10 protein-coding genes are annotated in these 10,135 nt (G+C 74.2%); 4 read left to right on the top strand and 6 right to left on the bottom strand.

The window, feature by feature from the left end; genetic code table 11:
- The first annotated feature begins 113 nt into the window (after positions 1-113).
- Complete coding sequence (locus tag WHI96_RS22895) at positions 114-1,478, top strand: peptide MFS transporter (RefSeq protein ID WP_349302441.1); 1,365 nt, start codon at positions 114-116, stop codon at positions 1,476-1,478.
- A gap of 65 nt (positions 1,479-1,543) precedes the next feature.
- Here WHI96_RS22895 and WHI96_RS22890 read toward each other — a convergent pair whose 3' ends face one another.
- From WHI96_RS22890 to WHI96_RS22880, 3 genes are all read right to left on the bottom strand, one after another.
- A complete protein-coding gene (locus WHI96_RS22890; RefSeq protein WP_062398562.1) occupies positions 1,544-1,822 on the bottom strand; it encodes a hypothetical protein in 279 nt (92 codons plus the stop codon).
- A gap of 138 nt (positions 1,823-1,960) precedes the next feature.
- Positions 1,961-2,380: an anthrone oxygenase family protein gene (locus WHI96_RS22885; protein WP_345645780.1), complete on the bottom strand. Its 420-nt coding sequence runs from the start codon at positions 2,378-2,380 to the stop codon at positions 1,961-1,963.
- A complete protein-coding gene (locus tag WHI96_RS22880) occupies positions 2,377-3,240 on the bottom strand; it encodes an NmrA family NAD(P)-binding protein (protein ID WP_345645777.1) in 864 nt (287 codons plus the stop codon). The genes WHI96_RS22885 and WHI96_RS22880 overlap by 4 nt, the downstream gene beginning before the upstream one ends.
- A gap of 122 nt (positions 3,241-3,362) precedes the next feature.
- On the opposite strand from WHI96_RS22880, the gene WHI96_RS22875 reads away from it, so the two are divergent.
- Positions 3,363-4,364 (top strand): AraC family transcriptional regulator, encoded by a 1,002-nt coding sequence (locus tag WHI96_RS22875; protein ID WP_345645774.1) that lies wholly within the window; start codon positions 3,363-3,365, stop codon positions 4,362-4,364.
- Positions 4,365-4,713: 349 nt separating this feature from the next.
- Here WHI96_RS22875 and WHI96_RS22870 read toward each other — a convergent pair whose 3' ends face one another.
- Positions 4,714-5,493: a phosphotransferase gene (locus WHI96_RS22870; protein WP_345645771.1), complete on the bottom strand. Its 780-nt coding sequence runs from the start codon at positions 5,491-5,493 to the stop codon at positions 4,714-4,716.
- Positions 5,494-5,541: 48 nt separating this feature from the next.
- On the opposite strand from WHI96_RS22870, the gene WHI96_RS22865 reads away from it, so the two are divergent.
- Together WHI96_RS22865 and WHI96_RS22860 are read left to right on the top strand one after the other, a co-directional pair.
- Complete coding sequence (locus WHI96_RS22865; protein WP_345645768.1) at positions 5,542-6,282, top strand: SDR family oxidoreductase; 741 nt, start codon at positions 5,542-5,544, stop codon at positions 6,280-6,282.
- Between the two features lie 55 nt (positions 6,283-6,337).
- On the top strand, positions 6,338-6,892 hold the full coding sequence (locus tag WHI96_RS22860; protein WP_345645766.1) for a bifunctional nuclease family protein: 555 nt from the start codon (positions 6,338-6,340) through the stop codon (positions 6,890-6,892).
- Here WHI96_RS22860 and WHI96_RS22855 read toward each other — a convergent pair.
- Both WHI96_RS22855 and WHI96_RS22850 read right to left on the bottom strand, forming a co-directional pair.
- Positions 6,889-8,775: an ABC transporter ATP-binding protein gene (locus tag WHI96_RS22855; RefSeq protein WP_345645763.1), complete on the bottom strand. Its 1,887-nt coding sequence runs from the start codon at positions 8,773-8,775 to the stop codon at positions 6,889-6,891. The two genes, WHI96_RS22860 and WHI96_RS22855, sit on opposite strands and share 4 nt — an antisense overlap.
- Before the next feature lie 49 nt (positions 8,776-8,824).
- Positions 8,825-10,060, bottom strand: a complete 1,236-nt coding sequence (locus WHI96_RS22850) for a multidrug effflux MFS transporter (protein WP_345645761.1) — start codon at positions 10,058-10,060, stop codon at positions 8,825-8,827.
- Positions 10,061-10,135: the final 75 nt, after the last annotated feature.

Here is a 10,135-nt window from a genome sequence, read left to right as displayed (position 1 = left end):
ACCCTGAAGCTCCTGGTTGGCGCGGGTTGATCTAGGCAATCACCCGTCTACCAGGAGCTTCACCTACTTCAGCGACACCACGCCGCAGCCCCGCCAACCTCATGATCACCAGGTTGGAAAGCGCTCAGTCGATCCTGCTGTACTACATGTACTACGAGGTCACTGCCGGCGGCCTCGGCTACGACCAGGGGGTCGCGGCCGGAGTCGTCGGGGCCTACGGCGGAACCGTCTACCTCTCGACGATCCTCGCCGCGTGGCTCGGCGATCGGCTGTTCGGCCCGGAGCAGGTCCTCTTCGGCAGCGCCGTGTCGGTCATGGCCGGGCACATCGCTCTGGCGCTCCTGCCGGGCGGGGTGGGGCTGGCCTGTGGCCTCGTCCTCGTCGCGCTCGGCAGCGGGGGTATCAAGGCGAACGCATCGACGATCGTCGCGATGCTCTACGGCGAGGGTGACGACCGCCGCGACGCCGGGTTCTCGATCTTCTATCTGGGCGTCAACATCGGCGCACTGCTCGGGCAGGTCCTCACCCCGGTCGTGCAGACCCGGACGGACAGTTTCCACATCGGTTTCGGGCTCGCCGCGGTCGGCATGGCGATCGGGCTGACCCAGTACGCGTTCTTCCGCCGGAGCCTTCCGGCAGAGGGCAAGATCGCACCCAACCCGCTCCCGGCCGCCCAGCGGACCCGTGCCGGGCTGATCGGTGCGGTCGTCGTCGTCGTGCTGCTGGTCCTCACGGCCACCGGGGTGATCACGGCGGCGCGCCTGGACTACATCGTGACCGGGGTCGTCGCGGTCGCCACGATCGCCTACTTCTCCGTCATGCTGACCAGCTCCGAGGTGAACCGGGTCGAGCGCCGTCGTGTGCTGGCCTTCCTGCCCATGTGGGTCGCCAGCGCCGTCTTCTGGGCGATCTTCCAGCAGATCTTCACCGTGTTGACGATCTACGCCGACGAGCGCCTGAACCGCTCGGTCCTCGGGCTGTTCGAGATCCCGGCCGGGTCCGTGCAGGCGATCGAACCGCTGTTCGTCGTGCTGCTGGCCGGGGTGTTCGCCGCCGTCTGGACCAGACTCGGACCACGCCAACCCGCGTCGCCGACGAAGATGGCGATCGGCACGATCATCATCGGTGTCGGTTTCCTGCTGTTCGTGCCGCTGGCCGGAACCGGTGCGAACGGCACCCCGATGCCGGCCGTCGCCGGGATCCTGCTGGTGTTCTGCATCGGCGAGCTCCTCATGTCCCCGGTGGGTCAGTCGCTGTCGACGAAGCTGGCGCCGGCCGCGTTCCGCACCCAGATGGTGGCCCTGTTCTTCCTGTCGGTCTCGATGGGATCGGTGCTCGCCGGTGTACTGGCCGACTTCTACAGCGAGGAGAACGAAGCCGCGTACTTCGGCGTCACCGGGGCCGCTGCGATCCTCGTCGGCATCGTGGTGCTCGCGCTCGTGCCGAAGCTGAAGGTCCTGATGGAGGGCGTCCGCTAGGCCCGGTCGAACGCCGGTTCGATCCGTCCCCAGCTGTGCACACACCTGTGGACAACTCCGGTGGATCACCGACGACGGGTGCGCCGGATCGTCGGTGAGTCCATCGTGTCGCCGGCCATCTCCCGGGCGATCCGCACGACGTGCGCGCGGACGTCCGGGGGCTGGTCGGCGATCCGCATCGCCAGCATCTCCAGCACCGAGGCCAGCCCGAACGCGATCTCGGGGCGGCTGAGCCCGGCGTAGCGCGCCTGCACGGCCTCGTGCCGCAGCGCGGCCGCGGCGGCGAGCACCGTCTCGCGGTCGGTGCGCAGGGCGGCCAGCCGCCGTCGTTCGTGGGTGTTCATGCTCCCCCGGTCGTCGCTGCGGAGCCGTCGCGGGCGACGGCCGGTCCGCACCCGGGGGAGCGGGCGCGGCGACCAGCGTGCCCCGCCCGCCCCGGCAGACGCCAGACGGGTCCCCGAGATGTCGCACACACGTTCGACTCAGAGCAGCAGCAGGACCACGCCGAGTGCCGAGAACGCCCCCCGGAGGTGGTTCGCGGCGCTCCACCGCGGGGCGAACGCGGCCCAGTCGCCGTCCCGATCCAGGGCGTTGTTGAGCGGGATGTTCACCGCGGCGGTCACGGCGAACCCGGCCAGCACCGCGACCCCGCCCGCGATCCGCAACGGCTGCCCGCCGAGCGTCCCGGCCACCGTCACCGCGCCGGCGAGCAGTGCGGTGCCGGCGAACAGCGTCCCGAACACCGGGTTCACGATCACCCGGTTCACCCCGCGCATCACCGCGACCGCCTCCGCACCGGGGCGACGACGCAGGGCGGGGAGCACCGCGACCGAGAACGCCAGGTAGACCCCGCCGAGCAGGCCCGCCCCGGTGAGGGTCGCGCCGTCCAGGACGCCGGTCATCCCGCCACCCCCGCCGCCCACTCCTCGACGGTCAGCACGCCGTCGACGGCGCCCCGCGGGCCGTGCGCACGGATCTCCCCGCGGTTGAACGCCCGGTTCATCGCGACGTGCAGCCGCGCCCCGTCCGCCGGCAACCCGGCCCCGCGCAGCAGCCGCTCCATCTCCTCGTCCGGCACGCGCACGTAGGTCAGGTCCGGCAGGCCCAGCGCGGGCCCGAGCGCGGCGACGACGTCGGGCACCGTCCGGTCCGCCGCGCCCTGCACCTCGACGACCCCCGGCGCGCGCGGGGCGAGCAGCGCCGCCGCGGCGGCCCGGCCGACGTCGCGGGTCGCCACCATCGGCAGCGCCACGTCCGGGTCGACCGAGTCGGCGTGCACCCCGTGCGCCCGCATGGCGTCGACCGACCACAGGAACGACTCCAGGAACAGACCCGGCCGGACCCGGGTGACGTGCGCGTCGAGCGTCGCCAGCCGGGCCTCCTGGTCGTGCAGGCTGCCCAGGTACCCGGTCGCGGCGAGGTCCGGGCCGCCCGGGACCTCCGCCCCGAGCGAGCTCAGTGCGACGACCCGGGGCACGGCCGCATCCCGCAGGGCGGCGACGACGGATTCCCCGAGCCGCGTCTGGTGGGCGGCGTGGTCGGGCCCGGTGACGTCGAACGGCAGCAGCACGAACGCGGCGGCCGCGCCGTCGAACGCCCGGCGCAGGAACGCCCGGTCGCCCAGGTCGCCGGGCCACGGCCGCACCCCCGGTGCGGCGACGGCCGGCCGGCGCGCGACGGCGCGGACGTCCACCCCGGCCGCGGTCAGCTCCCGGACGACCTGCGATCCCACGTTCCCGGTCGCACCCAGCACGGTGATCATGTCGAACCCCTCTCGTCGATGTCCGTCCACGATCACCGCCACGGACCGGACGCAGAATGACCGTGTATCCACGAGTGATGCTCATTCGTCCACAGTTGGGGATGAGCTGTGGACGAGCTGTCATGCTGTGCACCGTGTCCACCGCGCCGCCGTTCCCGGCCGCCGACCCGCTGGGGGAGGCGCTGCACGTGCTGCGCATGGACGGCGTCTTCTACTGCCGATCCGAGCTCGGCGAGCCGTGGGGGATGACGCTGCCGCCGACGCCGGGCTGCCTCTGGTTCCACGTCGTCACCTCCGGCGGGTGCCGGCTCACCGTCGACGGCGCCGGGGACGGGGCCGACCGCGAGCTGCGGCCCGGCGAGCTCGTCGTCGTGCCGCGGGGGACCGGGCACGTGCTGCGCAGCGCACCCGGCGTGTCCGCCCCGGACATCCGGTCGATCCCGCACCCGATGCTCGACGGCCGCTACGCCCTGCTCCGGCACGGCGGCGACGGTCCGGTGACCCGGATGGTGTGCGGCGCGGTCCGGTTCTCCCACCCCGCCGCGGGCGACCTCGTCGCGAGCCTGCCCGACCTCGTCCGGGTCGAGCCGTCGCCGATCGGGGACCGGGTGCAGGACACGCTGCGGCTGCTGGCCGCGGAGGTCGAGCACGGCGGCCCCGGCAGCGACGCGGTGATCACCCGGCTGGCCGACGTGCTGGTCCTCCAGGCGGTGCGCGGCACGCTGCGGGCCGACGCGGCCACCCGCACCGGCTGGCTCGGGGCGCTCGCCGACGACCGGATCGGCCGCGCACTCGCCGCGGTGCACCGCGAGCCGGATCGGGACTGGACCGTGGCCGCGCTCGCCGCGACGGCGGCCATGTCGCGTTCGGCGTTCTCCGCCCGGTTCACCGAACTCGTCGGCGAGTCCGCGATGGGCTACGTGACCCGGTGGCGGATGCAGGCCGCCGCCGAGTTCCTGTCAGGGGGGAGTGGGACGGTGGCCCAGGCGGCCCACCGGTTCGGCTACCGCTCCGAGGCGGCGTTCGCGCGGGCCTTCTCCCGGGTCGTCGGCGAGCCCGCCGGACGGGTGCGCCGGCACGGGCTCCGGGGCGCGGTCGAGGCCCTCGAGGCCTTCGCCGACTGATCCGGACCCTCGCACACACGTTCGAGAGAGTGCTGCTACGCTGCGACGACAGCACCGGGAGAGGAGCAGCGCATCAGATCGATCGTCCCGTATCCCACCCTCTCGCGACCGTCCTAGACGGCGGTATGCGACGGCATGCCCGTGGGTCGATGCCGTCGTCTGGCGCTGTCTAGCGCCGGAACGAGAAGGGGGTACAGAGTCCGATCGGGCGTCGATGTGTTCGTCTGCGCCTGTCTCGGCTCGATCCGAGATTCGGCTAGAGGGCGCTACGTCCGACGCCGCGCTCGGGCCGTCTGCTGCTCTCTAGCATGTCTTCGAGACAGTGGGATACGAGCCGAGGCGGACCCCGTCACGGTGCGGTGAGCAGGCGGGCGGCCTCGGCCAGTCCGAGGCGGACCAGCGCCTCGTCGCCGGTGTCCCGGCCGAACGCCACGGTGTAGAGCGGACCCACCCGGTGCCAGTCCCGGGCCCGGTCCGCGAGCGCGGCGGTGACCCCGTAGACCCGGGCCAGGGCGTCGGCGAACCCGCGCGGCGCCTCGGCCAGTGCCCAGGCGAGGTCCTTGGCCGGGTCACCGGCCCGGCTGTCGCTCCAGTCGATCACCCCGGTGAGCCGGCCCGCGCCGTCGACGAGCAGGTGGTCGGGGTTGAGGTCGCCGTGTACGAGGGTGTCGGCCGGGGCCGCCGCGAGCCGGTCGCACAGCGCGGCGACCGGCTCGCGCAGCGGCGGGGCGAGCAGCGCGGCGACCGGGCCGCGGAACCGGTCCAGCGCCGCGGCCCGCAACGCCCGGTTCCGCTCCGGGCCGGGCACCCCCCGGTCGACCGCGCCGGGCAGCGGCGTCGCGTGCAGGGCGCGCAGGAACCGGCCGAGCAGCGCGCCCTGCGCGGGCGTCGGCGCGGTGAGCGGCTCCCCGGGCAGCACCCGGTGCCGCACGACCAGCGGGTCCTCGCCCACAACGTGCGGCACCGGGACCGGCAGCGGCAACCGCGGCGCCAGCCAGGGCAGCAGCCGGGTCTCGGTCCGCAGCCACGGCTCGACGTCCGGGCGGCGCGCGGTGCGCTCCAGCCACACCCCGTCCACCAGGACCGCGGTGCTGTCCCAGCCGCCGCCCGCTTCCACCCGTCCCGCCACGACCCGATCGTCCCCGGCGTGTCCGGCCGGGCGTGACAGGGTGGGGGCATGAGCGGTGTGGCGGTGGTGACCGGGGCCGGGTCCGGCATCGGCGAGGCGGTGACCCGCGGCCTGCTCGACGCCGGCTGGCGGGTCGCGCTGGCCGGGCGGCGCCGCGACCGGCTCGACGACGTCGTCGCCGGCCGGGCGGACGACACCCTGACCGTCGCCACCGACGTCACCGACCCGGCCTCGGTGGAGGCGCTGTTCGCCGCGGTGCACGAGCGCTGGGGCCGGGTCGACCTGCTGGTCAACAACGCCGGCACGTTCGGCGCGGGCGGCACCGTCGACGAGATCTCCGTCGAGGACTGGAACGCGGCCGTCGCGGTCAACCTCACCGGCTCGTTCCTCTGCGCCCGCGCGGCGTTCGCGGCGATGCGCCACCAGGACCCGCAGGGCGGGCGGATCGTCAACAACGGCTCGATCTCCGCGCACGTCCCCCGGCCGGGCAGCGCGCCCTACACCGCAACCAAGCACGCGATCACCGGGCTGACCAAGTCGCTCTCGCTGGACGGCCGCGGGTTCGGCATCGCCTGCGGCCAGATCGACATCGGCAACGCCGCCACCGAGATGACCGCGGGCATCGCGACCGGCGCGAAGCAGGCCGACGGGTCGGTGCGGCCGGAGGCCACCTTCGACGTCCGGCACGTCGCCGACGCCGTCGTCTACATGGCCGGGCTGCCGCCGGAGGCGAACGTGCAGTTCCTGACCGTCGCCGCGACGACGATGCCCTGGCTCGCCCGCGGCTGAGGATCGTCTCGTTCTGAGACTTCCGTCACCCACCGCCGCGGGGGACACTGGGAGGATGACCCGGACGATGCACGTCCTGCGCCTGATCGTGCACGCCCGATCACGGCAGCCGGTGCTGCTCCTCGGCGAGGCCGACGGCGATCGCTGCGTACCGGTGTTCCTGCGGCCGCCGCAGGCCGAGGTCATCGCCGTCGGCCCGCGCTCCGCGGAGGGCGACGACCGCGCGGGCACCCCGCTCACCCAGGACGTGCTGCTTCCGGTCGTCGCCGCACTGGGGCGGGTCCTGGAGCGGGTCGAGATCTCCGACCTCGTCGACGGCGTCTACACCGCTGAGCTGGTCTTCGACGGCGGCACCCGGCTGGCCGTGCGGCCGTCGGACGCGTTGTCGCTGGCCGTGCGCGAGGGACTGCCGATCGGGATGGCCGAGCACGTGCTCGACGAGGTCGGCCAGGCCGTCGACGACGTCCTGCCCCCCGAGGGCGACGACACCACCGGCGCCGTCGCGCAGGCCCGCGCGGCCACCGCCGGCCCGGCGGACGCCCCGCCGGAGCAGCAGATGCAGGAGTTCCGCGAGTTCATCGACGAGGTGTCCCCGGAGGACTTCCGCTAGGCGTTCTGTCCCGTGAGGTCGGGGACGCGGCCGGCGGGCGCCGCCCCGGCCCACAGCTCGGCGTAGCGCCCGCCCCGGGCCAGCAGCCCGGCGTGGTCCCCGCGCTCGACGATCCGGCCCTGTTCGAGCACGAGGATCTCGTCGGCGTGGCGGACGGTGGACAGCCGGTGCGCGATGACGAGCGCGGTCCGCCCGTCCAGCGCCTCGGCCAGCGCCGCCTGCACCGCGGCCTCCGAGGTGGTGTCCAGGCTGGCCGTGGCCTCGTCCAGCACCACGATCCGCGGCCGGGCCAGCAGCACCCGCGCGATCGTCATGCGCTGGCGCTCCCCGCCGGACAGCCGGTACCCCCGCTCCCCGACGACGGTCGCGAGCCCGTCCGGCAGGGCCGCCACCAGGCCGTCGAGCCGGGCCCGGCGCAGCGCCGCCCACAGCTCGGCGTCCGTCGCCTCCGGTGCCCCGATCCGCAGGTTCGCCGCCACCGTGTCGTGCAGCAGGTGGCCGTCCTGGGTCACGAACCCGACCGCGCGGTGCACCGAGGCGGTCGTCAGCTCCCGCACGTCCACCCCGCCGATCCGGACCGCGCCGTCGCCGACGTCGTAGAGCCGGGCGAGCAGCTGGGCGACCGTGGACTTGCCGGCCCCCGACGACCCGACGACCGCCACCACCGCCCCGGGTGCCGCGCGGAACGAGACGTCGTGCAGCACCTGGTCGCCGCCGCGGGTGTCGAGCGTCGCGACCTCCTCCAGCGAGGCCAACGACACCTGGTCGGCGGTCGGGTAGGCGAACGAGACCCGGTCGAACTCGACGCCGACCGGCCCGTCGGGCACCGGACGCGCGTCCGGGGCGTCGGTGATCATCGGCTCCAGGTCGAGCACCTCGAGCACCCGCTCGAAGCTGACCAGCACGGTCATGATCTCCATCCGGGCGCCGGCCAGCGCGGTCAGCGGCTGGTAGAGCCGGGTCAGCAGCAGCGCGAGCGCCACGACGTTCCCCGCCGACAGCGCCCCGGCCAGCGCGAACCCGCCCCCGACGCCGTAGACGACGGCGACGGCCAGCGACGACGCGAGCGTCAGCGCCGTCACGAACGTCCACTGCAGCATCGCCGAGCGCACCCCGATCGCGCGGACCCGGTCGGCCCGCTCGGCGAACTCCGCGGACTCGCGCTCCGGGCGGCCGAACAGCGTGATCAGGGTGGCGCCGGGCGCGGAGAACCGCTCGGTCATCCGGGTGCTCATCGCCGCGTTGTGGTCCGCGGCCGCCCGCTCCAGCGCGGCCAGCCGCCGTCCCATCAGCCGGGCCGGGACCAGGAACGCCGGCAGCAGCAGCGTCACCAGCAGGGTCACCGGCCAGGAGATCACCAGCATCGCGGCGAGCGTCAGCGCCAGCACGACGACGTTGGACACCACACCGGCGAGGGTGTCGGAGAACGCCCGCTGAGCACCCAGCACGTCGGAGTTCAGCCGGGAGACCAGCGCGCCGGTGCGGGTGCGGGTGAAGAACGCGACCGGCATCCGCTGCACGTGGTCGAACACGGTGGTGCGCAGCTGGTGGATCAGGCTCTCGCCGAGGTTCGCCGAGTACCAGCGGGTCAGCATCGACAGCGCCGCCTCGACCAGCGCGACGGCCGCCATCAGCCCGGCCAGCAGCGCGAGCACCGACAGCGGCTCGCCGCGGGTCACCGCGTCGGTGGCCCGCCCGGCCAGCAGCGGCACCGCCACCGTCAGCACGGCCGCGGCGGTGCTCACGGCGAGGAACGCCGCGATCCGCCGCCGGTGCGGCCGGGCGAACGCCAGTATCCGGCGGGACGTCTCCCCGGCCGGGCGGGTGCTCCGGCCGGGTTCGGTGCTCGCGTTGCGCAGGGCGGTCCAGGTGCTCGCGTCCATGGTGCGGGACGCTATTAATTGAATCTGACTTCAGGTCAAGAGCCGGCGGTCACGCGGTGGCGAGCTCGGGCTCCTCGTTCAGGTCCGGCAGCGTCCACGGCCGTACGACGGCGACCAGCGCGATCCCGGCGAGCGCGATCGCGCCGAACATGGCGGTGCCCATCGCGGCCGCGTCGTTGCCGAGCAGTCCGACGACCGGGGAGGTCGCGGCGCCGATCCCGAACTGCAGTGACCCCAGCAGCGCCGACGCCGTCCCGGCGGACTCGCCGTGCCGGGCCAGCGCCAGCGCGGGCGCGTTCGGCAGGACGAAGCCGCACGCCAGCAGCAGCGCCCACACCCCGGCGAGCACGGCGGGCAGGCCGCCGGTGCCGGTCGCGGTGAGCACGGCCAGCGCGATCCCGGCGAGCACCCCGGCGGCGACGGCGGTCGACATCACCTGGCGGGGCTCGAAGCGGCGCAGCACCACCGGGTTGAGCTGGGTGCCGACGACCAGCCAGATCGCGCCGGCGCCGAAGGCGATGCCGAACGTCTGCTGGTCCATCCCGAACTGCTGCTGGTAGACGTACGCGGCGCCGGAGACGTAGCTGAACAGCGCGCCCATCGCGAGCCCGGCGACGAGCACCAGCCCGACGAAGGTCCGGTCGCGCAGCAGCCCGCCGTAGGTCCGCAGGGTGGGGCCGAACCGGGCCGACCGACGTCGGGAGACGGGGAGGGTCTCGGGCAGGCCCGAGGTCACCACGGCCAGCATGACCAGGCCGTAGCCGGCCAGGAACAGGAAGACCCCGCGCCAGGAGACCCAGTTGAGCAGAGCGGCGCCGAGGGTCGGGGCGAGCACCGGGAAGGCGCCCATCACCAGGATCAGCCGCGAGAGCATGGTCGCCGCGGCCCGGCCGGTGAACAGGTCGCGCACCACGGCCAGGCCGATCACCGCGCCCGCCGAGGCGCCGACGCCCTGCAGCACCCGCAGCACGGCCAGCACCTCGATGCCCGGCGCGACCGCGACCAGCGCCGAGGCCAGCACGTGCACGGCGGTGCCGGCGAGCAGGAGCCTGCGCCGGCCGTAGGCGTCGGACAGCGGGCCGATCACCAGCTGGCCGAGCGCGAGACCGGCGAGCGTGCCGGTCAGCGTCAGCTGCACGACCGGCTCGGACGCGACGAGGTCGCGCCCGACGTCCGGCAGCGCGGGCAGGTAGGTGTCGATCGTCAGTGGACCGAGCGCGATCAACGCACCCAGGATCAGCGCGATCCGTAACCGGCTCGGCGCGGTGACTGCAGTGGTGGTCACTCGGACGTCCCCCTCGTGTGGTCGAACGGTGCAACTTCACGAGGGGTGACGCCGATTCCACCCGGAGATCACCGG

Origin of the sequence: Pseudonocardia tropica, assembly GCF_040105315.1 — a bacterium.
Classification (GTDB): domain Bacteria; phylum Actinomycetota; class Actinomycetes; order Mycobacteriales; family Pseudonocardiaceae; genus Pseudonocardia; species Pseudonocardia alni.
The sequence above is the reverse complement of the archived record's forward strand: the minus strand, read 5'-3'. Positions and strand labels throughout refer to the sequence as shown.

Excerpts from the sequence above, each read along its gene's own strand:
- WHI96_RS22875 (WP_345645774.1), top strand. The coding sequence starts at position 3,363 with ATGCTGTGCACCGTGTCCACCGCGCCGCCGTTCCCGGCCGCCGACCCG.
- WHI96_RS22855 (WP_345645763.1), bottom strand. The coding sequence starts at position 8,775 with ATGGACGCGAGCACCTGGACCGCCCTGCGCAACGCGAGCACCGAACCC.
- WHI96_RS22865 (WP_345645768.1), top strand. The coding sequence starts at position 5,542 with ATGAGCGGTGTGGCGGTGGTGACCGGGGCCGGGTCCGGCATCGGCGAG.
- WHI96_RS22880 (WP_345645777.1), bottom strand. The coding sequence starts at position 3,240 with ATGATCACCGTGCTGGGTGCGACCGGGAACGTGGGATCGCAGGTCGTC.
- WHI96_RS22860 (WP_345645766.1), top strand. The coding sequence starts at position 6,338 with ATGACCCGGACGATGCACGTCCTGCGCCTGATCGTGCACGCCCGATCA.
- WHI96_RS22890 (WP_062398562.1), bottom strand. The coding sequence starts at position 1,822 with ATGAACACCCACGAACGACGGCGGCTGGCCGCCCTGCGCACCGACCGC.
- WHI96_RS22885 (WP_345645780.1), bottom strand. The coding sequence starts at position 2,380 with ATGACCGGCGTCCTGGACGGCGCGACCCTCACCGGGGCGGGCCTGCTC.